Here is a 22,667-nt window from a genome sequence, read left to right on the forward strand (position 1 = left end):
CCCGCGCTCTATGTCTGAAACGATCCTCTCCATTGCGGGCCTGAGCAAGGTATATGCCGGCGGCACGAAAGCGCTCGACAATGTTGATCTCGACATTCGTAAGGGCGAGATTTTCGCGCTGCTCGGCCCCAATGGTGCGGGTAAGACCACGCTGATTGGCGCGGTGTGCGGGATTGTGCGTCCGACCTCTGGCACGATCACGGCCTTTGGCGAAGACCTGTCGCGCAATTGGCGCGCTGCCCGCTCGCGCATCGGGCTCGTCCCTCAAGAGCTGAGCACCGATATGTTCGAGACGGTGTGGCGCGCGGTCTCTTATTCGCGCGGCCTGTTCGGTCACCCGCCAGACAAAGCGCGGATCGAGGAGGTTCTTCGTTCGCTCTCGCTCTACGAGAAGAAGGACAGTCAGATCCGCGAGCTTTCGGGTGGGATGAAGCGCCGCGTGCTGATAGCCAAGGCGCTGGCGCACGAACCGGACTTGCTGTTCCTCGACGAGCCCACCGCAGGCGTCGATGTCGAACTGCGCAAAGGAATGTGGGAGCAGATCGCTGCCCTTCGCGAGCGCGGGACAACGATCATTCTCACCACACATTATATCGAGGAAGCCGAGCTGATGGCCGACCGTGTCGGTATCATTCGCGGCGGCAAGATCCTGATGGTGGATGACAAACAGGCGATCATGCAGCGCATGGGCACGACCGAGGCGATTTTTCAACTGGTAGAGCCGCTTACGGAGCTTCCCGATGCCATCGCTTCATTCCCGGTGACGTTGGGCGATGGCGGGCGCGAGCTGTGCTATCGCGGCGGCGACGGTTCGGGCAGCGGCAGCGAGGAAGTCGCCGCGCTGACTAAGGCGCTGATCGCCAGCGGGATCGACTATCGCGGGATCGACATTCACGATTCCTCGCTGGAGGATATCTTCGTCGACCTCGTCTCTGCAAAAGAGGAGGCTGCGTGATGACCTTCAATGCGCGCGGAGCATGGTCGATCTATCAACGCGAGCTGATGCGCGCGATGCGAACGGCCTTTCAGTCGATCCTTTCACCGGTGCTCACCACATCGCTCTATTTTGTCGTGTTCGGCACAGTGATCGGCGCGCGGATGGAGCCGGTTGATGGCGTGGCCTATGGCGCCTTCATCATTCCTGGCCTGTTGATGCTGACCCTGCTGGGCGAGACAACCAGCAATTCCTCTTTCGGCATCTACATGCCCCGCTTCACGGGCACGATTTACGAGCTGCTTTCGGCGCCTGTCGGCGTGGCCGAGACTCTGATTGGTTTTGTCGGCGCGGCGGCGACCAAGGGGCTCATCCTCGCCGCGATCATCCTCGGCACAGCGACATTCTTCGTCGATTACACCATCGCGCATCCGGTGCTGGCAATGGGCTATATCATGCTGGTGGCGGCGAGTTTTTCGCTGTTCGGGTTCATTCTCGGCATCTGGGCGGACAGCTTTGAGAAACTTGGCATTATCCCGATCCTGATCCTCACACCGCTGACCTTTCTTGGCGGCACTTTCTACTCGATCGACGAACTGCCGCAGCCTTGGGACACGATCGCCTATGCCAACCCAATCGCCTTTCTGGTGAGCGGGCTGCGCTGGACCTTTTACGGAACTTCTGATGTGTCGATCTGGGTCTCGCTCGGCCTGACGCTGGGCTTTCTGGCGCTGTGCACGGCGATCATCGCCTTTATCTTCAAGACCGGATGGCGGCTGAGAGAGTGAGTGAACGTTTCAAGTTTACGCTGAGCGCTACCGACGGAAAGGCGCGGACGGGCCGCATCGAAATGCAGCGCGGGGAAATCCGCACGCCTGCTTTCATGCCGGTCGGCACCGCTGCGACGGTCAAGGCGATGAAGCCTGAAAGCGTGCGTGCGACGGGCGCGGACATAATCCTTGGCAACACATACCACCTGATGCTGCGCCCCGGAGCAGAGCGGGTCGCGCGGCTTGGCGGCCTGCACAAGTTCATGAACTGGGATCGCCCGATCCTGACCGATAGCGGCGGTTATCAGGTGATGAGCCTGTCGGACCTGCGCAAACTGACCGAGCAAGGCGTCGAGTTTCGCAGCCATATTGACGGGTCGAAGCATATGCTCACGCCGGAACGTTCAATGGAAATCCAGCGGCTGCTCGGCTCTGACATCGTGATGGCGTTCGATGAGTGCCCGCGCGCCGACCGTCCGCGTGATGAGATCGCCGCCTCGATGGAGCTTTCGATGCGCTGGGCCAAGCGCAGCCGCGAAGGCTTTGACAGCGGGGAGGAGCATGCGAGCCGCGCGGCGCTCTTCGGCATACAGCAAGGTTCGCTCGATCAGGAATTGCGTGCAATCAGCGCTCAGAAGCTGACCGATATCGGCTTTGACGGATACGCGGTTGGGGGACTTGCTGTGGGTGAGGGGCAGGAGGCCATGTTCGGCGTGCTCGACTACGCCCCCGACATGCTCCCCACTGACCGTCCGCGCTATCTGATGGGAGTGGGCAAGCCCGACGATTTGGTCGGCGCGGTCGAGCGCGGGATCGACATGTTTGACTGCGTGCTGCCGACACGATCGGGCCGCAATGGTCAGGCCTTTACGTGGAACGGCCCGCTCAACCTGCGCAATGCCCGCCATGCCGAGGATACTGGCCCGCTGGATGAGCGCTGCGGCTGCCCGACCTGTGCAACATATTCGCGCGCCTATCTCCACCATCTGCAAAAGAGCGGCGAGATTTTGGGGGCCATGCTGGTGACCGAACACAATCTTGCTTTCTATCAGTCGCTTATGCAATCTATGCGCGATGCGATTGGTGAGCAGCGTTTTGATAGCTTTGCGGCTGATTTCCGGAACGACTACCTCGCTTCATCGTAATCGTTTGAAGCGCACGCGCGGGGGCCGTGTGCGCAACAGGGTCACGCAGAAATGAAGCTTTTCGCACAATACAAAGGCGGTGTTTTCGCCTTTATCGCCGCCTTGGCAATCGCGGTCCCTGTGGTAACCGCGCCCGCTGCCGCTCAGGAAGCAGAAACCGCCGGGACCGCGGAAGATATCGCCATGCGCTTTGGCATCCGCTCCTCGGTTCTTGATGTCAGCCTTTCGCCAAATGGCACCAAGTTGGCATGGGTTGCGCCCGGACCAAACCATACCGAAATCCTGAAAGTCATCGACCTGGAACGCGATGACGGGGTGCAGATGATCATGTCGAACACGATGATCCATGCAGACATTACCAAGTGCGACTGGGTCACCAATGACCGCCTTTTGTGCAAGTTGAGCGGCGTGGCCGAAAGGCGGGACGATGTGCTTCTTGGCTATGATCGGCTTTTTTCTCTGAATGACGACGGATCTGACGTTCAGGTTATCTCAGAGAGCAACTTGCGGCGATCTGCTCGATTTGTGCAGGATGGGGGTGACGTAATTGCGCTCGATGTCGAAGGCGAAACTGGGCAAATTCTTGTCACCCGCGATTGGACCCCGCGCCGCGGTACCTTGTCCCGCAGCACGGGAAATGAAGGATTGGGCGTAGAGCGTCTCGACATCACCACATCTGAGAAAAGCATCGAAGTGCATCCTGAGGACCGGGCCGAACGCTATCTAGCCGACGAAACTGGCTGGGTTCGGTTGCAAGAACGAATGCCGGTTGACCATCGAGGTTATCGAACTGGTGATCGAATCTATTTGGTGCGTGAGAGAGGGGAAACACGCTGGCGCGAGGTCGATGACGTCTATCTGAATGGACAAGTGATCGAAGATTATCGCCCGATCAGCGTGAATGCCGCACGCAACTCGATTTATGCCTATCACACCATCGGAGGATATCGCGCAGTCATCGAGATTCCTCTCGATGGTGAAGGTCAGGCGCAAGTTGTGGCCTCGCGAGATGATGTCGATGTCCTGGGATTGATTCGTATCGGACGCCAACGCCGCGTGGTCGGTGTGAGCTATGCGACAGAAAAGCGTTCGGTCGAATATTTTGATGCCACATTGGCCAATTTGGCCGGTGGATTGAGGCGGGCATTGCCAGAAACGCCGTTGATTAGCATTGTCGGGGCAAACGCGGATGAAAGCCGTATCCTGCTTATCGCCTCCTCGGATACACAGCCGGGCACGGTCTATCTCTATGACAAGGCCAGCCGCCAGCTCGAGCCGCTGTTGCAGATGCGAGATTATCTGGTCGACCGGCCTATGGGTCAAATGCAGGCAATCACCTTTCCTGCCGCCGATGGCACTCAGATACCGGGCTATCTGACGCTGCCGCCGGGTTCAGATGGGACCAACCTACCGGCGGTTGTGCTGCCTCATGGCGGCCCAGCTGCGCGCGATTACTGGGGATTTGACTGGTTGGTCCAGTTCTTCACGGCGCGCGGCTATGCCGTGCTCCAGCCCAATTATCGCGGCTCGGCCGGCTACGGAGAGGCTTGGTTCGGCCGCAATGGATATCAGGCATGGGACGTCGCGATTGGCGATGTGAACGATGCCGGGCGCTGGCTGGTGGAGAAGGGCTTCGCCAATCCCGATCAGCTTGCAATCGTCGGGTGGTCCTATGGTGGATATGCCGCACTGCAGTCGCAAGTGGTCGATCCCGATCTCTACAAGGCCGTAGTTGCCATCGCGCCGGTAACCGATCTGGAATATCTGCGCGAAGATGCGCGTGCTTACACCAGTTTTCGGCTGCGCAATGAACAGTTAGGCGATGGCCCCCATATCAGAGAAGGCAGTCCTCGCCGCCATGCCGAGAAATTCCTCGCACCGGTCATTCTGTTCCACGGCACCCGCGATCTCAATGTCAATGTGCGCCATTCTCAGCGGATGGCCGACGCGCTTCAGGATGAGAATAAACAGGTCACCTATGTCGAATTTGAAGATCTTGAGCACAGCCTCGATGACAGCCGCGCTCGGGTCGAGATGCTGGGCGCGATTGATGATTTCCTGAACGAGGCGCTTGGCCGCTGATTTGTCGCGCGCAGGCACTCGACAAATCGTCTGACACAGGCCAAGTGCCTGCGCATGAATGAGAACACGGCGAAAGCGCCTGAAGACTGCGAGAATATGGGCGAAGTGCGCGTCGGTGTCGATGCGACAGACCGCGAGCTGGTGGCACTGCTGGAGCGGCGTTTCGGCTATATGCGCGCTGCTGCCCGCATCAAACCGACCCGCGGCGCGGTGCGTGATGAGGAGCGCAAGGCTTCGGTTATCAATGCTGCGGTCGCAGATGCCGAAGCCCGCGGTATTCCTGGAGATGTCGTCGCGGATATCTGGGACCGCCTCGTCGAAGGCTCGATCGCCTACGAATTCGTCGAGTGGGACCGGATCCGGGACTAGCGCGTGGCTCCTGCGAGGAAACTCGCGAGCCGCATTTGCTTCTTGTTCGGTGACTTTGCGCGGATGGAACCTGCCATGCGTTCAATCTTGCGGGTCCACTTCCCGATGCTCTTTTCCGCGCCGCCATCCTTGATCGGGCCGCATGCGAGAAACCTTACCGGATCAAACCCGACAAAGCCGAGCACCTGCTTCTTCCAGCGATGGATAATTGAATTGCCGTAGAGGAGGCGTAGAAAGAGAGGCGGGGTATCCATAGTCGCTATTACGTCCGCGGATCGACCTTCGAGATATCTGTCCCAAAGCGAGCTGCCAGAGCGGAACTGGTACATGAAACCGGGCAAAAACAGGCGGTCAAGCAGACCCTTTAACTCTGCCGGTTCGGCACCCCACCACATCGGAAAGGCAAATACGGCGTGGTCGCAATCGTCGAATGCCTGCGCGAGCGACAGGATGTCGGGTTCCCAATCGGTGCGCTTGAGATAGCCACGCCTGAGAATAGGAGTGAATTCTAGCTCGCGAATGTTGAGCCGTGTGACAGTGCAGCTTGCGGGCAGCGAATTTTCGTAGATGTCGAGCAGATGAGATGCGAAGCGTCCTTCGTCGGGATGGCCGTCAACGAGTAGTACGTTCATGCAAGCGTTCCTTGTTTTGATTTCCCCTAGGTTGGATGGATTGGCCGCAAAAGAAAAGGGCGGCCCCGCAGGGCCGCCCCAATTCTTCTCGCTGTCAGCTCGCGGTTTAGCGCGAGTAGAACTCGACCACGAGGTTCGGTTCCATCGTGACCGGGTAGGGCACTTCGTCGAGCTTCGGCACGCGAGAGAATGCCACTTTGTCATTGCCTTCAGGCACGACATAGTCGGGAATCTCACGCTCGGGCAGGCTCTGAGCTTCGATGACGAGAGCCATTTCCTTGGCCTTGTTGCCCAGGCTGATGACGTCACCAACATCGATGCGGCGGCTTGCAATGTTGCACTTCACGCCGTTCACATAGATGTGGCCGTGGCTGACGATCTGACGTGCGGAGAAGATCGTCGGAGCGAACTTCGCGCGGTAGACGATCATGTCGAGGCGGCGCTCGAGCAGACCGATCAGGTTCTGACCGGTGTCACCCTTCATGCGGGTGGCGTCCTTGTAGGTCGAACGGAACTGCTTCTCGGTCACGTCGCCGTAATAGCCTTTGAGCTTCTGCTTGGCGCGCAGCTGCAGGCCGAAGTCGCTCATCTTGCTCTTGCGGCGCTGACCATGCTGGCCGGGGCCGTATTGACGCTTGTTGACCGGAGAATTCGGGCGACCCCAGATGTTTTCACCCATCCGGCGGTCGAGTTTGTACTTGGCGCTCTTGCGCTTCGACATAAGTCTTTCCTTCAAATTTGCAGACCCACCCATTTGGCGAGCATCGAACCCGGCATCGCACCGCTGGAACGATATTCCAGCGCGGCCACCGCTTCACCGGGGTGCGGGGCCAACTTGCGAAGGCGCGCGGATAACAGAAAGCGCGCGCCAGTCAAGCTACCTGTGAGTGCAAACGATCAACGGCGTTGGTTGAACTCGCGCCATTCGTCGCGAGTCATGCACACGCGAGTAGCGCGCCGGCTCGACATGTCCACGCGGATGCGGCGACAGATGCGCTCCTCTTCCTCGGGCGCTTCAATAGCCGGAATTTCGATGGGAGCGGGCGCAGGAGCCGGGGTTGCCGGTTCAGCGTCTGCAGCGGTTTCTTCAGCTGCCTCGGCGGCTTCGCTGGTCTGCTGGGGCGCCTGTTCAGTTGTCGGAGCGCGCGGCTCATCAGCGAAAGCCGGAACGGAGAGCGCAACACCAGCGGCTGCGAGCAGCGAAAGGGTCAATTTCATCGTGGAACTCGTTGAATTAGCTAGAGGGAAGCAGCTGGCTAGCGTCCTGCGACTGGATTGTCCATGTCGCTAGTCGAGCGTCAGTCCTCTGGGCGTTTTTCGCGCCCGAGCGTGGTCAGAATGCCGCGCAAGGTACGCACTTCGAGGTGGTTCCAGCCTGGTCTGGTCAGCACACTTCGCAATGTGCGCTGCGTTGCCTCGCGCCGTGCCTCGGGCAGAAAGTACCCGCGCGGATCGAGCAATTTCTCGAAATGCGCGATCAGACCTTCTAGCTCTTCCTGCGGTGCCGGAGGCAGCTTTTCGTCTTCATCGGTCGGTTGGACCAGTTCGCTCGCGTTCAGCTCGCTTCCGATCCGCGACCATTCATAGGCGACAAGGATCACCGCCTGCGCCAGATTTAGAGAGCCGAATTCTGGGTTGATAGGGACGGTCAGGATGTGCCGGGCGAGCTCCACATCCTCGGTCGCCAGTCCCGAAGCCTCGCGCCCGAACAGCACCGCATGGCGCCCTGGCTCGGAGTGGACCAGCCGCGCTGCACCGTCGGGGCCGACCACCGTCTTGGTCACGCCGCGTTTGCGCACGGTCGTGGCATAGACATGCTCGCAATCGGCGACCGCTTCGGCGGTGCTGGAATAGACCTTCGCCTGATCCAGCACGATGTCTGCACCTGCCGCAGCGGGACCGGCAGAGGGGTTAGGCCAGCCATCGCGCGGATTGACGATGCGCATTTCGGTCAGCCCGAAATTGAGCATTGCGCGCGCGGCTTTGCCGATATTCTCGCCCAGTTGCGGGCGCACCAGCACGATGATCGGCTTGTTCGTCACGCTAATCCTGCGCGGCTTCGGCGACAGTGCTGGCAAATTCCTCGAAATCGCGCGCTTCGGAGAAGTCGCGATAGACGCTGGCGAAGCGGATATAGGCGACCGAATCGATCTGCTTGAGGCCGTCCATTACCATTTCGCCAATGCGCGAGGACGGGACTTCGGGCTCGCCTGCGGTTTCGACCTGCCGCTGGATTCCAGAGATCAGCTGGTCGATCCGTTCCTGCGAGACACCGCGTTTCCGGCAAGCGAGCGCGACCGATTGTTCGATCTTCGAGCGGTCGAATGGCTCGGTGCGCGCTTGTCCATTGGTCCCCGATTTTACGATCGTGACTTCGCGCAATTGCACGCGCTCAAACGTCGTAAAGCGCGCCCCGCACGAACCGCATTGGCGGCGACGGCGGATCGCGGTGGAGTCTTCGGTGGGACGCGAATCCTTTACTTGCGTGTCATCATTGGCACAAAAAGGACATCGCATTCAGCAAGTTACTTCCGGATTGCGTGATGCAGAGCAAGGCCGGCACCCGCGACAAGACCAGCCGCAAGACCCACGCCAGGAAGCACAACGCCAGCAACCGCGCCAACCGCAGCGGCTTTCAAAACCGGCTTGGTCGAATCGTGATCAAAGCCGTCCTTGACCATGCCAGCGATTTCTTCGCGCGTATCCTGAATCCAATCAGGACCGTTTTCGACCGCGTCCTGCTTGCTTTCCTTCTTCTTGCTTTTGCTCACAACCACCTCATTCATTGGGATACACCTGAAAGTTATTACAAAGTTCAGTCACTTGTGAACGGACATGTTCTTCGATCTGGGCATCGCCTTCGGGTCCGTTACTAGAAAGACCCTCTACCACCTTGGCGATCAATTGTCCCACTTTTCTGAATTCATTCGGACCAAAGCCGCGCGTTGTGCCTGCTGGCGTGCCGAGGCGGATGCCGCTGGTCACAAACGGCGAGCGCGTGTCGAACGGGATGCCGTTCTTGTTGCAGGTCAGCCATGCGCGGTCGAGGCCGGTTTCGGCGGCCTTGCCTGTGACGTCTTTCGCAGTGAGATCGACCAGCATCGAGTGATTGTCGGTCCCGCCAGAGACGATGCGCAGGCCGTTTTCCTCAAGGCTAGCCGCCAGCGCGCGGGCGTTCTCGACCACGCGGTGAGCGTAGTCCTTGAACTCCGGTGTAAGCGCTTCTTTGAACGCTACGGCTTTGGCCGCAATGACATGCATCAGCGGGCCGCCCTGTAGGCCGGGGAAGACTGCCATGTTGAGCGGCTTGGTAAACTTTTCGTCGTTCCACAGGATAACGCCCGAACGCGGACCGCGAAGGCTCTTATGGGTCGTCGTGGTGACGATGTCGCAATGGGGGAAGGGCGAGGGGTGTGCGCCGCCCGCGACGAGGCCTGAAATATGGCTCATATCGCACAGCAGAACCGCGCCCACTTCGTCCGCCACTTTGCGGAAGGCGGCAAAATCCCAGATCCGCGAATAAGCAGTGCCGCCGCATATGATCAGCTTGGGCTTGTGCTCGCGTGCGGTGGCGGCGACGACGTCCATGTCGATCAATTCGTCGCCTTGGGAAACGCCGTAGCTGACCGGGTTGAACCACTTTCCGCTCATATTCACGGGCGATCCGTGGGTGAGGTGACCGCCGCTGTTCAGGTCGAGGCCCATGAAGGTGTCGCCCGGCTGTAGCATGGCGAGGAACACAGCTTGGTTCATCTGGCTGCCGCTGTTCGGCTGCACATTGGCAAACTCGCATCCAAACAGCTGCTTGGCGCGCTCAATTGCCAGCGTTTCGACCACATCGGCATAGTCGCAGCCGCCGTAATAGCGCTTGCCCGGATAGCCCTCGGCATATTTGTTGGTGAAGACACTGCCGGTCGCTTCGAGAACGGCGGTCGAGGCGATGTTCTCGCTCGCGATCAGCTCGATCTTGTCCTGTTGACGTTTCAGCTCGTTGTCGATCGCCGCTGCAATTTCGGGATCGGTCGTGGCCAGATCATTGTGCCAGAAAGCGTGCATGGGGTTCACTACCTCGGATGGAGCCGTGCTCATTGATGCGTCTCGATGTGATCAGGGTCGATGGGGGGATTGCCGAGCTTGGCAACGCGGCGCTGATGGCGGCCATTGGGATTGCCTTCATCGGCGAATGGGGTCGAGACAAAGGCCGCGAGGCAGGCCTTGGCCAGTTCAATGCCGGTCACCCGCGCGCCCATTGCAATGCAATTGGCGTTGTTGTGCTCGCGTGCAAGTGAGGCTGAAAGCGGCTCTGACACAAGTGCACACCGCACGCCGGGATGGCGATTGACGCTGATCGAAATGCCGATGCCGGATCCGCACAGCGCGACGCCCAGATCGGCGGTGCCATCGGCGATGACATTGGCCAGTTTGTAGCCGTAATCGGGATAGTCGACACTATCGCCGTTATCCGGGCCGAGATCGGCGACTTCGTGGCCTTCATCCATCAGATATTCGGCTAGATCGGCCTTCATTTCGAGGGCGGCGTGGTCAGAGGCTATGGCAATACGCATGGGCGCGTCATAGAGATGCGAATTACAGGACTCCACCCCGCAAAAGCGGCTTTTCGACGTTTCGAAACAGAATTTTTCGTAATGTTGCGCGTGCGAGGGTAAATAGGCAGGCCTTGCACTGGCGCGCGGCTTGTTTCATCTCATCCACCCCACGCCACAAAACAATCGGGTTTTCGCCGCCATGCGCTTTGGATTTGCTGCACTTCTTCTCGCTTGCCTGACGCTGCCTGGCTGGAGCGCGGCCTTGGCCGATCCGGGGACGCGGGCAGAACGTGTCTCGCGCGCCTCTGCGGTTGATGAAGGATATGGCGCGGTGGTGATCTCGATCCGCAGCGAGCTGTATCTCGAAGACACTTTGGGCGTCTTTTTCCTGCGCGAAGGGGGGAGCATCGCCAACGACGCGGATGTCGTGCGATTCGAGCGCAAGCAGGGCTTCCTCTCTTTCGGCAATGATACGCTCGGCTTCAAGGTGCGCGCGTTCCAATTGCGACCGGGCACCTACCGGCTCGTCGCGCACGGAGTAAGCTGCGCGAAAGTTCCGGCAGAGGACGAACGGTGCCTCGTCGATTTTCGCGGGATCGGCGGAACGCAAGAAATCTCTCGCCCCAGCCGCGGCTACCACGAGATCGCTCCGACATTCGAAGTGCGCGCGGGATCGGTGACTTATGCCGGCGACTATATCCTCACTGCGCGTAATCAGATCGAATGGGCCGAATTGCCGCGTGAGGAAATCGAGCGCACCCGCAATCGCTTCGCTCGCATGCCGAGCGCGCCTGAGCCGGTCATTCCCGGCGAATACCGGCTGAGATACGGGCTGAACGCGCGCAGCCTCGAAGATGACTGGAACCGGCGGTATTAGGCAGGCCGCTCGGGCGCTAGATCAAGAGCGTCCGAGGGCGCGGCATGGGCTTTTGCCGCACCGCATTGATCATCGCATAGACTGTCCGCGCCGAGGCGAGGATCAGCGTCGCAAAGGCCAACAATGCGCCAGCGATAATGCCGGCGCCGCCATCGGTCTGAATTGCAACGACGATTCCGCCGATCAAAGCGACCATCCATGAGCCAACCAACATCCAGAATGTGCGGATGAGATATTGGAACTGGGTGTGTTCCCACTCTTCCTTCGCGCCTTCGATAAAAACATGCGCGAGCACCACGCCTACGATAGCGCTGATGCCGGTGAAGTAGCTGCACAGATACAGCACGCAGATGATGAAAGGCCGATTGGCGAGCAGATTGGTCGCATTCCACGGCGCTTCATCTGGAGTTGGAAGGCGGGGTGGTGTTTCGGTCATATCTGTCGCGGCGGATGCGTCAGCTTGTGACCTGTTCGCCTGCCGCTTGTTGCTCGGCCATGTAGGTGCGCAGACGTTCGATCAAATCGTTCATCGCGCCCGGAAGCAATGCCTGCGAATCGTTCATATAGGCTTGATTGGCGGCGGCGAAGTTCGGTTCGGCAAGGATCGCGGACGAGAGCTCGAAGTATCGCTGGCCACTGGGCGTCGAGACGAAAGCGAGAATATCCTCTAGCTCACGACGGGTGAAGATTGCGGCATAGCTCGCTGCGAGCCCGTCAATCAGCGACGGGATATGCGAACGCAGGACATCTTTGCTGTCCTCCATGTAGTCCGCAACCCATTGATCCATAATGGCAATCGCGCCTTCATCTTCCAGCTCGTAAGCCCGCAGAGTGGCTTCTCGGGTTTGGGCTACCATTTGATCCATGGTCCCGAAGAAAATCTGCTCGCGCGTTTCAACCGGAAATCCCAAATCGACGATCTGCCTCGCAATTGCGAGATTGACCTCGTTTGGCGCTTCGATTGCCGGATCTGATGAATCCTGCGCATTGGCTGCGTAGGGCAATGCGGCGAGGGCGACTGCCGCGCAAAGCACAATCTTCTTCGAGTGGTGCATCATTGATCGAGGAAACTCCGCATCTTGCGCGACCGCGACGGGTGCTTGAGCTTGCGCAGCGCTTTCGCTTCGATCTGACGGATACGTTCGCGGGTCACGCTGAACTGCTGGCCGACTTCCTCAAGAGTGTGGTCGGTGTTCATCCCGATGCCGAAGCGCATACGCAGCACGCGCTCTTCGCGCGGGGTTAGCGAGGCGAGGACGCGGGTGACGGTTTCCTTCAGGTTCGCCTGAATGGCCGCGTCGACCGGAATGATCGCGTTCTTGTCTTCGATGAAGTCGCCCAGATGTGAATCTTCCTCATCGCCAATCGGCGTTTCAAGCGAGATCGGCTCCTTGGCGATTTTCATCACCTTGCGCACTTTCTCGAGCGGCATGGACAGGCGCGAGGCCATCTCTTCGGGAGTCGGCTCGCGGCCTTCTTCGTGGAGGAACTGGCGTGAAGTGCGCACCAGCTTGTTGATCGTCTCGATCATGTGAACCGGAATACGGATCGTGCGGGCCTGATCGGCGATGGAACGCGTGATCGCCTGCCTGATCCACCAAGTCGCATAGGTGCTGAATTTATAGCCGCGGCGATACTCGAACTTGTCGACCGCCTTCATCAGGCCGATATTGCCTTCCTGAATAAGATCAAGGAATTGCAGGCCGCGATTGGTGTATTTCTTGGCGATGGAAATCACCAGGCGCAGGTTCGCCTCAACCATTTCCTTCTTGGCGATACGCGCTTCGCGCTCGCCTTTCTGAACCATGTTGACGATGCGGCGGAATTCGGGGAGCGCCATGCCGGTATTCGCGGCAATATCCGTGATTTCGGTGCGGATACGCTCAATCGCGCCGTCTTCCTTCTCGGCGAAGGCTTTCCACTTCTTGTCCTTTTTGGCGTTGGCCTTGATCCACGCATCGTCGAGTTCATTTCCGACATAGGAATTGAGGAAGTCGATCCGCTTGATCTTGTGACGTTCGGCCAGCCGCAGCATCTGCCCGCCAAGGGCGGTCAGGCGGCGGTTGAAGGCATAAAGGTTGTCGACCAGGAACTCGATCTTGGTCGCGTGGAACTGCATCGATTCCACTTCGGCGGTAAGCTCATCGCCGAGTTTCTCGTATTTCTTTTCCTTGGCCTTCGGAAATTCACCGCCAGCGGCAATCGTATCGACCCGCTCGGCCTGCAATTTCTCGAAAGTCTTGAACAGTTTGGTGATGCGCGCAAAGCGTTCGATCGCTTCGGGCTTAAGCGCAGCTTCCATCTGGGCGAGGCTGAGGGTGTTGTCCTCCTCTTCCTCGTCTTCCTTCTTGGAACCGCCTTCTTCGCCGTCCTCGCCATCTTCGCTGTCATCATCGTCGTCGTCTTCGTCATCGTCGACGATGGTGGGACCGGCAGTCTCTTCGGAGATCTCGCCGTCGTCGTCCTCGTTCTCTTCCTCCATCTTGTCAGGCGGAGGCTCTTTTGAAAGCATCGCGTCGAGATCGAGGATTTCGCGCAGCTGCATATCTTCAGAATTGAGCGCTTCGGACCACTGGATGATCGCGTGGAAAGTGATCGGGCTCTGGCAAAGGCCCATAATCATCATGTCGCGGCCGGATTCGATCCGCTTGGCAATCGCGATTTCGCCTTCGCGGCTGAGCAGCTCGACCGCGCCCATTTCGCGCAGATACATGCGCACCGGATCATCGGTGCGGTCGCCCGTCGTCGTCTTCTTGGCAGCGGCGGGCTTTACTTCTTTCTTGGGTTCTTTCTTGCCGCCATCGACCGCAATTTCGGCGACTTCGGCTTCCTGTTCAGCCTCGGCTTCGGCCTCTTCGTCATTCTCGACGATATTGACGCCCATTTCGCTGATCGCCGACATTACATCTTCGATCTGCTCGCTCGACATCTGGTCCTGCGGCAGGGCCTCGTTGAGTTCATCGACGGTGATGTAGCCCCTCTTTTTCGCCTTGGTCATGAGCTTCTTCACCGAAGCTTCATTCAGGTCGATCAGCGGTGCGTCATCTTTGTCGGAAGTCTTAGCGGTCGATGCCATATAAACTCGTCAATCTGTTCCCTGGTGAAGTGTGAAGGCGTTGCGCGACGCCTTGTGGACACATTCACCAATGTTGGTCCCTAACCAGCCAATGCGGCCAGCCTAATCCTGCTGTGCCGGAGCACCGGCTTTTTTGCGTCCGAAAGCCTTCAGGCGCTCTTCAACTGTCGTGAGCTGTGCTCGCAAGCGGGCCTGCTCGGCAAAAGACCCCTCGGGATCTTCGTCAAAACGCGCGATCGTAGCCGCCATAGCAGCTTCGAGCGCTGGTTTTTGGGCCAGCAGCGACACAGCTTCGGCCAGTTCCTCGCGCGCTTCACCGGGTGGTGTGCCTTCTCGAAGAAAGGCGTAACGTTGGTCTTCCGGTGGGGCAGGTTGGCCTTGCAAGTGCGATATGGCGTCTTCGCCGTGCGAATCAAGCGTTTCTGACAGTTCAATCAACGATTCGATGGCGGGTGCGGCTTTCGGGTCGAGTTTTGCGAGGCGGGTCAGGGACTCTGAATGGCGCGAAATCTCGCCGGGATGGCGCACGAAACCGGCGATCACGGCGGTCAGGAAATCCGCGCGCTGCCCGCCCGCCATGGCGCGCTGGAGCGTCGAGCGTGCCTCTTGTGACAGGCTGCGCGGGGCCACTGGGCGCCCGCCTTTCCAAGGTGCGCCGCGGTTCTGCTGGCGCGGCTCGCGCGGGGGATAGGCAAAGGCGGAAAAACGGTCGAGCAACTCGCGTCTGTACAGCGACTGGATATCGCGGTCCTGAATAGTGTCGACATGCTCCATCAGCCGCGCCTTGAGGCCTGCCTTGGCCTCGGGACTGGTGAGCGGCTGCGCGTCGCGTTCAAACTTCCACACCATGTCGAGCAGGCTCTTGGGCGAAGTGAGCAGCTTTTCCATCGCGCCGACGCCTTGCTGGTTGATGAGATCATCGGGATCGAGGCCTGCGGGCAGCCGGACAATACTAAGTGAACGCATCGGAGCGAGCATTGGAAGGGCGCGGGTCACAGCTCGCATCGCCGCCTTTTGCCCTGCCGCATCGCCGTCAAAGCAAAGGACCGGCACCTCAACCATACGCCACAGCATCTCGAGCTGCGTCTCGGTGAGCGCGGTGCCGAGCGGCGCGACCGCGTCCTCGAACCCGGCCTGCGCGAGCGCGATTACATCCATATAGCCTTCGACCACGATAATGCGTCCGGTCTGGCGCGAAGCGGGTGCGGCGCGGTGCAGGTTGTAAAGCGTGCGTCCCTTGTCGAAGAGAGGCGTGTCGGGCGAGTTCAGATATTTCGCGAGGCCATCGCGGTTTTCTAGAATGCGCCCGCCAAAAGCGATCACCCGTCCGCGCGCATCCTGAATGGGCAGCATGACGCGCCCACGGAACCTGTCATAGGTGGTGCCGTCGTCAGTCTCGATCCGCATGCCCGTTTCGACCAACATCCGGTCATCAAACTTCGCCAGCGCATTGTTAAGCGCTTGCTTGCTCTCAGGCGCATAGCCGAAGCCGAATTCGCGCAGGATTTCGGGTTTGAGCCCGCGCCGTTTGAGATAATCGAGCGCCTCGCGCCCTTGCTCACCGCGCAGATTGTGTACGAACCAATCCTGCGCTTCTGTCGTCACATCGACCAACTCTGCGCGCTTTTCTGCGCGTTTTGCGGCGACAGGGTCGGGGGCGGGGACTTCCATCCCGGCTTCAGCGGCCAGCTCCTTTATCGCATCGATAAAGGATAGCCCGCGCTGCTCGATCATCCAGCTGATGACATCGCCATGCGCGCCGCAGCCAAAGCAGTGGTAGAAGCCCTTCTGATCGTTGACCGTAAAGCTCGGCGTCTTCTCGTCATGGAACGGGCAACAGGCCTTCCACTCGCGGCCCGCGCGCTGAAGCTTGTCCGTGCGCATGATTACGGTCGAAAGCGTAATCCGCGCGCGCAGCTCGTCCTTCCATTGCGGGGTGATGGCCATGCTTTGTTATGACGCACCCGCGCACCCGCTGTCGAGCGGCTGCGTGACGTCAGTTGTGCAAGGGTCTGTGGATCAGCTCAAAGCAGCCTTCACCAGCCCGCTCGCCAGCTTGCCGTCGAGCACGGCGCCATGTTTCGCCTTAAGCGCGCCCATGACCTTGCCCATGTCGGCCATTGAGGAAGCACCGGTTTCGGCTTTGATCGCTTCGATCGCGGCCGCCGTTTCGGCTTCGCTCATCATCTGGGGCAGGAATTCGTCGATCACCGAAAGCTCGGCCTTTTCCTTGTCGGCGAGTTCCTGACGGCCGCCAGTTTCATACATCTCGATCGATTCGCGCCGCTGCTTGGCCATTTTCTGGAGCACCGAGGTCACAAGAGCATCGTCGTCGATCTCTTTGGAGCTGGTGCGCTCCTCGATATCGCGATCCTTGATCTTGGCGCTAATCTGGCGGAGCGTCGCGGTGCGATCTTTCTCCTTGGCCTTCATTGCGGTGATTGTGGCGGCCTTGATGTCGTCGCGGATCATCGTCTTGCGGTCTTTCTTGTGGATGGTTTGAGAATTCGGCGGCTTAGCCGATATTTGACACCTGAGATAGGTTGACGGACGCCATGCGCAAGCTTAGCCGGTGAGACTTAGCGACATTGCTGGAAACCCCTGACTCGGAGAGCCCCAAATGGCTTCTGCTCCCATTCGTCCTGCGCAGCCCAAAGGCGCGACAGGTTGTCTTGTTCTGGCCGACGGAACGGTGATCTGGGGCAAGGGCTTTGGCGCCAGCGGCAGCGCAGTGGGTGAGGTGTGCTTTAACACCGCGATGACCGGCTATCAGGAGGTGATGACCGATCCCTCTTACGCCGCGCAAATCGTAACCTTCACCTTCCCGCATATCGGCAATGTCGGCGCGAATGCAGAGGACGTGGAGAGCAAGGTAGAAGGCGCGGTCGGGTGCATTGTGCGCGAGGATGTGACCGAGCCGAGCAACTTCCGCAGTCTGGAACGCTACACCGACTGGATGGAGCGCAATGGCAAGATTGGCCTGTCAGGCGTGGATACCCGCGCGCTGACCCGCCGCATCCGCCTCTCGGGCGCTCCCAATGCAGTTGTCGCGCATGAGCCGGACGGGAAGTTCGACCTCGACGCTTTGCTGGCGCGCGCAAGCGATTGGGCCGGGCTGGAAGGCATGGACCTGGCCAAGCGGGTGACGCGCGAAGGGCAAGAGAATTGGGAAGGCGGCTATTGGCGGCTGGGCCACGGCTATGGCCGCGCGGCTCACGACGCGACGCCGCATGTGGTCGCGATCGACTATGGGGCGAAGGACAACATCTTCCGCAACCTCGTGCGCGCAGGGGCCAAGGTGACGGTGGTTCCGGCCAAGACCTCTTACGAGGACATTATGGCGCTCTCGCCCGATGGCGTGTTCCTCTCCAACGGCCCCGGCGATCCGGCGGCGACCGGCGAATATGCGGTGCCGGTGATAAAGGCGCTGCTCGATGCGGACATGCCGCTGTTCGGCATATGCCTCGGCCACCAGATGCTCGCGCTCGCGGCGGGAGCCAAGACGGTGAAGATGCACCAAGGCCATCGCGGTGCAAACCATCCGGTTCAGCGAGTGGGCGAGGGATGGGGCGAGACCTCGGGTCGGGTCGAGATCACCAGCATGAACCACGGCTTCGCGGTCGATGCAGACACTCTGCCCGACACGCTGGAGCAGACCCATGTGAGCCTGTTCGACGGCTCGAACTGCGGCATCGCGGTGAAGGGCAAGCGCGCGTTCGGCGTGCAGTATCATCCTGAGGCAAGCCCGGGGCCGCAGGATAGCTTCTACCTGTTCGAGAAGTTTGTTGGGGGGCTGGGGTGAACGGGCTGGTGTTCTTTTCAATCCTTTTGCTGGCTTCCGGTGAAGGGCATCCTCCCAGCGACGGCGGCATCGAGTTGCAGCGTCAATCGCATGATCACGCCATCTATGAACTCGCGGGTGATCCCAGCCTAGTCCGACAGTTTCACGAAGAGATCGGCAGTAATTGGATTGGGGGAGAACTGCTGGATGCAGATGAGGAAGAGGGCATATATCGATATTGGGCCTATGGTTGGCGCACCGCGCCGCAATCACGCAGCTTCATGATGCCCGCAGTGTTCTTGGGGCTCGATCTCGAAATTGTCGCCTACGAACAGACTGCTGCATTTCCCGATCTAAGGTCGAACTTGGATGAAGTCTCCATGGGTTGCGGTCTAAGTGTTGATCCATTCCTTATCCTACCGAACCGCTACATTACGTTCGTTCCCACCCTTCAGGGATCGCAATCAACAATTTCGGGACAAGAATGCGTGATTGAAAAACTGCGGACCGAGGCACGGTTCAGCAGCGAGCAGTTCGGTTTCTTCGGCAACGAAAGGTCGGAGGATGACAGTGACTAAAACCAAAATTTTGACTCTACCTTTCCTGTTCCTCCTCCCCTCCTGCGCGCTGTTCGACGACACCGATCCGCGCGAGCTGGCAGAGCCGTTGGAGCAGTGCCTTGCGCGCTTTGGCGATCTCAAAGCCGAGCTTGCGGACGATGCCAGCAACGTTCAGGCGACACCCATCTTGACCTTCGACATTACCAAGCTTTCGCTCGGTGAGATTCAGGAGCTGGTGAAGCCGGGCAGCGACGATACCGCCGGGCAGCGCCTGATGCAGCAAACCAATGAGACCGGCACCGCCGTCCAGCTGTTCAAGACCGAACCGGTCGATGAAAACGGCTCCTTCTTCCTCGGCCGCGATCCGGCGCTTTACCGTGTGCGCACCGATCCGGTCTGGCCGCGCGATGCGGTTGAGGCGGCTTGCGAAATGCAAAAGGCGGGCATGCGGCTGATCGACATCAACGTCGCACACAACATCACCATCGAACCGGCTCCTGAAACCGACGACACCGGCACATTAGACGAGACCCAGAACTGATGCCCAAACGTACTGACATTTCCTCCATCCTCGTCATTGGCGCTGGTCCGATCATCATTGGTCAGGCGTGCGAGTTCGATTATTCGGGCACGCAGGCGATCAAGGCGCTGAAAGAGGACGGCTACCGCGTCATTCTGGTCAACAGCAATCCGGCGACGATCATGACCGATCCGGAATTTGCCGACGCGACCTATGTCGAGCCGATCACGCCGGAAATCGTCGAGAAGATCATCGCCAAGGAAAGGCCCGACGCGCTGCTTCCCACGATGGGCGGGCAGACCGCGCTCAACTGCGCGCTCAAGCTTGACGAGATGGGTGTGCTCGAAAAGTATGGCGTGGAGATGATCGGGGCGAAAGCCGACGCCATCGACAAGGCCGAAAACCGCCAGCGTTTCCGCGATGCGATGGACAAGATCGGACTGGAAAGCGCGCGCTCCGGCATTGCTAACACTCTTGAGGAAGCGCGCGAAGTTCTGGAGCGCACCGGCCTGCCATCGATCATCCGCCCCAGCTTTACGCTAGGCGGCACCGGCGGGGGGATCGCTTACAACAAGAACGAGTTCGAGCGGATTGTGCGCGAGGGCCTTGATGCCTCGCCGACTACCGAAGTGCTGATCGAGGAATCGCTGCTCGGCTGGAAAGAATACGAGATGGAGGTGGTCCGCGACCGCGCGGACAACGCCATCATCATCTGCGCGATTGAAAATGTTGATCCGATGGGTGTGCATACCGGGGATTCGATCACGGTCGCTCCGGCGCTGACCCTGACGGACAAAGAGTACCAGATCATGCGCACCGCCAGCATAGATGTGCTGCGCGAGATTGGGGTCGAAACCGGCGGCTCGAACGTGCAATTCGCGGTGAACCCCAAGGATGGCCGCCTGATCGTGATCGAGATGAACCCGCGCGTCTCTCGCTCATCGGCGCTCGCCTCCAAGGCCACCGGCTTCCCGATCGCACGCGTCGCGGCGAAGCTGGCGGTGGGCTACACACTCGACGAGATCACCAACGAGATTACCGGCGCGACGCCTGCGAGCTTTGAGCCGACCATCGACTATGTCGTGACCAAGATCCCGCGCTTTGCCTTTGAAAAGTTCAAAGGCACCGAAGCGACGCTTGCGACCGCGATGAAGTCGGTCGGTGAAGTCATGGCGATTGGCCGCAACTTCGCCGAATCATTGCAAAAGGCCCTGCGCGGTCTGGAAACCGACCTAGACGGGTTCAACCGCGTGACCGAGCTGGAAGGCGTGTCGCGCGATGTCATCACCGCGGCAATCTCGCGCCGGACGCCGGACCGGCTGCTCAAGGTCGGCCAAGCCTTCCGCGAGGGGCTGAGCGTCGAGGACATCAACAATGTCACCGGCTACGATCCGTGGTTCCTGCGCCAGATTGAGGCGATTATCGCTGCCGAGAAAGAGGTGGCGAGCGAGGGCCTGCCCAATGATGCGGCTTCGCTTCGGCGTCTGAAGTCCATGGGTTTTTCAGACAAGCGGCTGGCGACACTGGCGGTTCGCTCTGTCGGCGTAGCGGGCGGTCTGGCGGAGACGCAGGCGCGGCGTTCGGGCCTGCTCCACGATGCTTTGCAGGCGATGGCCGGTGCAACCAGCGAAGACGAAGTGCGCCAACTGCGTCACAAGCTCGGCGTGCTGCCGGTATTCAAGCGGATCGACAGCTGCGCCGCCGAATTCGAGGCGATCACGCCCTATATGTACTCGACCTACGAAGCGCCCAGCTTTGGCGAGGCCGAATGCGAAGCCGCGCCGTCTGATCGCAAGAAGATCGTCATTCTCGGCGGCGGTCCCAATCGGATCGGGCAGGGGATCGAGTTCGATTATTGCTGCGTTCACGCCTGCTTCGCGCTGGCCGAGCAAGGCTATGAAACGATCATGGTCAACTGCAATCCGGAGACTGTCTCGACCGATTACGACACCTCCGACCGCCTCTATTTCGAGCCGCTGACGGCCGAAGACGTGCTCGAAATCCTGCGGGTCGAGCAGCAATCGGGTGAGCTGGTGGGTGTGATCGTGCAGTTTGGGGGGCAGACACCGCTTAAGCTCGCGCAGGCGTTGGAAGATGCGGGGATTCCGATCCTTGGCACCTCTCCCGATGCCATCGACCATGCCGAAGACCGCGAGCGTTTTGCCAAGCTGGTCGACAAGCTCGACCTCAAACAGCCGGACAACGGTATCGCCTACACCCGCGACGAAGCCGCTGCGGTGGCCGCACGAATCGGCTATCCAGTGCTGCTTCGCCCCTCGTTCGTCCTGGGCGGACGCGCGATGGAGATCGTCGATTCCGAAGCGCAGCTTGATGACTACATCAAGACCGCGGTGAATGTGTCGGGCGATAGTCCGGTGCTGGTCGATCAATATCTGCGCGATGCGATCGAATGCGATGTCGACGTTCTCTGCGATGGCGAGGAAGTGCGCATTGCCGGTGTGATGCAGCATATCGAGGAGGCCGGGGTCCATTCGGGCGACAGCGCCTGCACCCTGCCGCCATACTCGCTCTCTGACGAGATCATCGCCGAGATGGAGCGCCAGGGCGAGGCTCTTGCCCACGCGCTCAAGGTGCGCGGGTTGATGAATGTGCAATTCGCGGTGAAGGATGGCGAGGTCTATCTGATCGAGGTCAATCCGCGCGCCAGCCGCACGGTTCCCTTCGTCGCAAAGGCCATCGGACAGCCGGTTGCCAAGATCGCATCGCGGATCATGGCTGGCGAAAAGCTGGCCGATTTCGCGCCGTTCAAGCGCGACTTTGATTATATGGCGATCAAGGAAGCGGTCTTCCCGTTCAGTCGTTTCCCTGGTGCCGACCCGGTCCTGACGCCTGAAATGAAGTCCACCGGCGAAGTTATGGGTATCGACAGAACGTTCGAGCCTGCTTTCTACAAATCACAATTGGGCGCAGGCATGACCTTGCCCCGCGAAGGCACCGTGTTCGTCTCGGTCAAGAACTCGGACAAGGCCGTGATCGTGCCCGCGGTCAAGCAGCTGCTCGATTTCGGCTTCAAGGTTGTCGCAACGGGCGGGACGCAAAGTTACCTGTCGGAACAGGGGCTTAGTGTCGAGCGGGTCAAGAAAGTCGCAGAAGGTCAGCCGCATATCGTCGACAAGATTATCGACGGTGAAATCGCGCTGATCTTCAACACAACGGAAGGTTGGCAGTCACTTTTGGACTCAAAATCGATCCGTGCGACGGCGCTTGAAAAGAAGGTTCCGTACTACACCACCGCCGCTGCATCGCTGGCTGCCGCAGCGTCAATTGCCGCGATTACGCCGTCACAGCTTGAAGTCCGCTCATTGCAGGACTATTATAGCTGACGAATAACGCAGACCTTCCCCCACATTTCG

At 59.6% G+C, this 22,667-nt stretch carries 23 protein-coding genes; 10 read left to right on the forward strand and 13 right to left on the reverse strand.

Features of this window, described 5'->3' with window-relative positions; all coding sequences use genetic code 11:
• The first annotated feature begins 10 nt into the window (after positions 1 to 10).
• The 5 genes from Q0887_RS03625 to Q0887_RS03645 are packed head-to-tail and all read left to right on the forward strand — an operon-like array spanning position 11 to position 5,300.
• Positions 11 to 955, forward strand: a complete 945-nt coding sequence (locus Q0887_RS03625; protein ID WP_299192417.1) for an ABC transporter ATP-binding protein — start codon at positions 11 to 13, stop codon at positions 953 to 955.
• The gene (locus Q0887_RS03630; protein WP_299192418.1) at positions 955 to 1,722 is read left to right on the forward strand and encodes an ABC transporter permease; all 768 of its coding nucleotides are present in this window, start codon (positions 955 to 957) and stop codon (positions 1,720 to 1,722) included. The genes Q0887_RS03625 and Q0887_RS03630 overlap by 1 nt, the downstream gene beginning before the upstream one ends.
• Complete coding sequence (tgt, locus tag Q0887_RS03635) at positions 1,719 to 2,849, forward strand: tRNA guanosine(34) transglycosylase Tgt (RefSeq protein WP_299192419.1); 1,131 nt, start codon at positions 1,719 to 1,721, stop codon at positions 2,847 to 2,849. The genes Q0887_RS03630 and tgt overlap by 4 nt, the downstream gene beginning before the upstream one ends.
• A 51-nt stretch (positions 2,850 to 2,900) precedes the next feature.
• Positions 2,901 to 4,931 (forward strand): alpha/beta fold hydrolase, encoded by a 2,031-nt coding sequence (locus tag Q0887_RS03640; RefSeq protein ID WP_299192421.1) that lies wholly within the window; start codon positions 2,901 to 2,903, stop codon positions 4,929 to 4,931.
• A gap of 54 nt (positions 4,932 to 4,985) precedes the next feature.
• Positions 4,986 to 5,300, forward strand: a complete 315-nt coding sequence (locus tag Q0887_RS03645; protein WP_299192422.1) for a chorismate mutase — start codon at positions 4,986 to 4,988, stop codon at positions 5,298 to 5,300.
• On the opposite strand, the gene Q0887_RS03650 is transcribed toward Q0887_RS03645, so the two are convergent.
• From Q0887_RS03650 to rpiB, 8 genes are all read right to left on the reverse strand, one after another.
• Complete coding sequence (locus Q0887_RS03650; protein ID WP_299192423.1) at positions 5,297 to 5,932, reverse strand: NAD(P)H-dependent oxidoreductase; 636 nt, start codon at positions 5,930 to 5,932, stop codon at positions 5,297 to 5,299. The two genes, Q0887_RS03645 and Q0887_RS03650, sit on opposite strands and share 4 nt — an antisense overlap.
• 106 nt (positions 5,933 to 6,038) lie before the next feature.
• Positions 6,039 to 6,653 (reverse strand): 30S ribosomal protein S4, encoded by a 615-nt coding sequence (gene rpsD, locus Q0887_RS03655; protein WP_299192424.1) that lies wholly within the window; start codon positions 6,651 to 6,653, stop codon positions 6,039 to 6,041.
• A 176-nt stretch (positions 6,654 to 6,829) separates the two neighbouring features.
• Entirely contained in the window at positions 6,830 to 7,150 is a 321-nt protein-coding gene (locus Q0887_RS03660; RefSeq protein WP_299192425.1) for a hypothetical protein, read from the reverse strand.
• Between the two features lie 80 nt (positions 7,151 to 7,230).
• Positions 7,231 to 7,974: an RNA methyltransferase gene (locus Q0887_RS03665; RefSeq protein ID WP_299192426.1), complete on the reverse strand. Its 744-nt coding sequence runs from the start codon at positions 7,972 to 7,974 to the stop codon at positions 7,231 to 7,233.
• Between the two features lies 1 nt (position 7,975).
• Positions 7,976 to 8,449 carry a transcriptional regulator NrdR gene (nrdR, locus tag Q0887_RS03670; RefSeq protein WP_299192427.1) on the reverse strand — a complete coding sequence of 158 codons (474 nt, stop codon included), beginning with the start codon at positions 8,447 to 8,449 and terminating at the stop codon, positions 7,976 to 7,978.
• Between the two features lie 8 nt (positions 8,450 to 8,457).
• The gene (locus Q0887_RS03675) at positions 8,458 to 8,703 is read right to left on the reverse strand and encodes a hypothetical protein (protein WP_299192428.1); all 246 of its coding nucleotides are present in this window, start codon (positions 8,701 to 8,703) and stop codon (positions 8,458 to 8,460) included.
• Positions 8,704 to 8,710: 7 nt separating this feature from the next.
• A complete protein-coding gene (glyA, locus tag Q0887_RS03680; RefSeq protein WP_299192429.1) occupies positions 8,711 to 10,021 on the reverse strand; it encodes a serine hydroxymethyltransferase in 1,311 nt (436 codons plus the stop codon).
• Positions 10,018 to 10,497, reverse strand: a complete 480-nt coding sequence (gene rpiB / locus Q0887_RS03685) for a ribose 5-phosphate isomerase B (protein WP_299192430.1) — start codon at positions 10,495 to 10,497, stop codon at positions 10,018 to 10,020. Before rpiB ends, glyA begins: the two co-directional genes overlap by 4 nt.
• 244 nt (positions 10,498 to 10,741) lie before the next feature.
• On the opposite strand from rpiB, the gene Q0887_RS03690 reads away from it, so the two are divergent.
• Positions 10,742 to 11,356, forward strand: coding sequence for a hypothetical protein (locus tag Q0887_RS03690; protein WP_299192431.1), 615 nt, complete (start codon positions 10,742 to 10,744; stop codon positions 11,354 to 11,356).
• 16 nt (positions 11,357 to 11,372) lie between these two features.
• Here Q0887_RS03690 and Q0887_RS03695 read toward each other — a convergent pair whose 3' ends face one another.
• The 5 genes from Q0887_RS03695 to Q0887_RS03715 all read right to left on the reverse strand — a co-directional run bounded on the left by Q0887_RS03695 (position 11,373) and on the right by Q0887_RS03715 (position 16,904).
• The gene (locus Q0887_RS03695; RefSeq protein ID WP_299192432.1) at positions 11,373 to 11,792 is read right to left on the reverse strand and encodes a hypothetical protein; all 420 of its coding nucleotides are present in this window, start codon (positions 11,790 to 11,792) and stop codon (positions 11,373 to 11,375) included.
• Positions 11,793 to 11,811: 19 nt separating this feature from the next.
• Positions 11,812 to 12,414, reverse strand: a complete 603-nt coding sequence (locus tag Q0887_RS03700) for a DUF2059 domain-containing protein (protein WP_299192433.1) — start codon at positions 12,412 to 12,414, stop codon at positions 11,812 to 11,814.
• Positions 12,411 to 14,432 carry an RNA polymerase sigma factor RpoD gene (gene rpoD / locus Q0887_RS03705; protein WP_299192434.1) on the reverse strand — a complete coding sequence of 674 codons (2,022 nt, stop codon included), beginning with the start codon at positions 14,430 to 14,432 and terminating at the stop codon, positions 12,411 to 12,413. The genes Q0887_RS03700 and rpoD overlap by 4 nt, the downstream gene beginning before the upstream one ends.
• Positions 14,433 to 14,534: 102 nt before the next feature.
• Positions 14,535 to 16,379: a DNA primase gene (gene dnaG, locus Q0887_RS03710; RefSeq protein WP_299192436.1), complete on the reverse strand. Its 1,845-nt coding sequence runs from the start codon at positions 16,377 to 16,379 to the stop codon at positions 14,535 to 14,537.
• A gap of 72 nt (positions 16,380 to 16,451) precedes the next feature.
• Entirely contained in the window at positions 16,452 to 16,904 is a 453-nt protein-coding gene (locus Q0887_RS03715; protein ID WP_299192437.1) for a GatB/YqeY domain-containing protein, read from the reverse strand.
• Between the two features lie 148 nt (positions 16,905 to 17,052).
• Here Q0887_RS03715 and carA point away from each other — a divergent pair, with 148 nt between their 5' ends.
• The 4 genes from carA to carB are packed head-to-tail and all read left to right on the forward strand — an operon-like array spanning position 17,053 to position 22,637.
• Positions 17,053 to 18,234: a glutamine-hydrolyzing carbamoyl-phosphate synthase small subunit gene (carA, locus tag Q0887_RS03720; protein WP_299192438.1), complete on the forward strand. Its 1,182-nt coding sequence runs from the start codon at positions 17,053 to 17,055 to the stop codon at positions 18,232 to 18,234.
• Complete coding sequence (locus Q0887_RS03725; RefSeq protein WP_299192439.1) at positions 18,231 to 18,791, forward strand: hypothetical protein; 561 nt, start codon at positions 18,231 to 18,233, stop codon at positions 18,789 to 18,791. Before carA ends, Q0887_RS03725 begins: the two co-directional genes overlap by 4 nt.
• Entirely contained in the window at positions 18,784 to 19,314 is a 531-nt protein-coding gene (locus tag Q0887_RS03730) for a hypothetical protein (protein WP_299192440.1), read from the forward strand. The genes Q0887_RS03725 and Q0887_RS03730 overlap by 8 nt, the downstream gene beginning before the upstream one ends.
• The gene (gene carB, locus Q0887_RS03735) at positions 19,314 to 22,637 is read left to right on the forward strand and encodes a carbamoyl-phosphate synthase large subunit (protein ID WP_299192441.1); all 3,324 of its coding nucleotides are present in this window, start codon (positions 19,314 to 19,316) and stop codon (positions 22,635 to 22,637) included. Before Q0887_RS03730 ends, carB begins: the two co-directional genes overlap by 1 nt.
• Positions 22,638 to 22,667 lie beyond the last annotated feature (30 nt).

The sequence above is a fragment of the uncultured Erythrobacter sp. genome (assembly GCF_947492365.1).
In the GTDB taxonomy this organism is placed as follows: Bacteria; Pseudomonadota; Alphaproteobacteria; order Sphingomonadales; family Sphingomonadaceae; genus Erythrobacter.

What these genes read in the sequence shown, in the direction of transcription:
- Q0887_RS03645 (WP_299192422.1), top strand. Translation starts at nt 4,986, where the DNA reads ATGAATGAGAACACGGCGAAAGCGCCTGAAGACTGCGAGAATATGGGC.
- rpiB (WP_299192430.1), bottom strand. Translation starts at nt 10,497, where the DNA reads ATGCGTATTGCCATAGCCTCTGACCACGCCGCCCTCGAAATGAAGGCC.
- Q0887_RS03695 (WP_299192432.1), bottom strand. Translation starts at nt 11,792, where the DNA reads ATGACCGAAACACCACCCCGCCTTCCAACTCCAGATGAAGCGCCGTGG.
- carA (WP_299192438.1), top strand. Translation starts at nt 17,053, where the DNA reads ATGGCTTCTGCTCCCATTCGTCCTGCGCAGCCCAAAGGCGCGACAGGT.
- rpoD (WP_299192434.1), bottom strand. Translation starts at nt 14,432, where the DNA reads ATGGCATCGACCGCTAAGACTTCCGACAAAGATGACGCACCGCTGATC.
- dnaG (WP_299192436.1), bottom strand. Translation starts at nt 16,379, where the DNA reads ATGGCCATCACCCCGCAATGGAAGGACGAGCTGCGCGCGCGGATTACG.
- Q0887_RS03700 (WP_299192433.1), bottom strand. Translation starts at nt 12,414, where the DNA reads ATGATGCACCACTCGAAGAAGATTGTGCTTTGCGCGGCAGTCGCCCTC.
- Q0887_RS03660 (WP_299192425.1), bottom strand. Translation starts at nt 7,150, where the DNA reads ATGAAATTGACCCTTTCGCTGCTCGCAGCCGCTGGTGTTGCGCTCTCC.
- Q0887_RS03715 (WP_299192437.1), bottom strand. Translation starts at nt 16,904, where the DNA reads ATGATCCGCGACGACATCAAGGCCGCCACAATCACCGCAATGAAGGCC.
- carB (WP_299192441.1), top strand. Translation starts at nt 19,314, where the DNA reads ATGCCCAAACGTACTGACATTTCCTCCATCCTCGTCATTGGCGCTGGT.
- Q0887_RS03650 (WP_299192423.1), bottom strand. Translation starts at nt 5,932, where the DNA reads ATGAACGTACTACTCGTTGACGGCCATCCCGACGAAGGACGCTTCGCA.
- Q0887_RS03640 (WP_299192421.1), top strand. Translation starts at nt 2,901, where the DNA reads ATGAAGCTTTTCGCACAATACAAAGGCGGTGTTTTCGCCTTTATCGCC.
- Q0887_RS03630 (WP_299192418.1), top strand. Translation starts at nt 955, where the DNA reads ATGACCTTCAATGCGCGCGGAGCATGGTCGATCTATCAACGCGAGCTG.
- rpsD (WP_299192424.1), bottom strand. Translation starts at nt 6,653, where the DNA reads ATGTCGAAGCGCAAGAGCGCCAAGTACAAACTCGACCGCCGGATGGGT.
- Q0887_RS03625 (WP_299192417.1), top strand. Translation starts at nt 11, where the DNA reads ATGTCTGAAACGATCCTCTCCATTGCGGGCCTGAGCAAGGTATATGCC.
- nrdR (WP_299192427.1), bottom strand. Translation starts at nt 8,449, where the DNA reads ATGCGATGTCCTTTTTGTGCCAATGATGACACGCAAGTAAAGGATTCG.
- glyA (WP_299192429.1), bottom strand. Translation starts at nt 10,021, where the DNA reads ATGAGCACGGCTCCATCCGAGGTAGTGAACCCCATGCACGCTTTCTGG.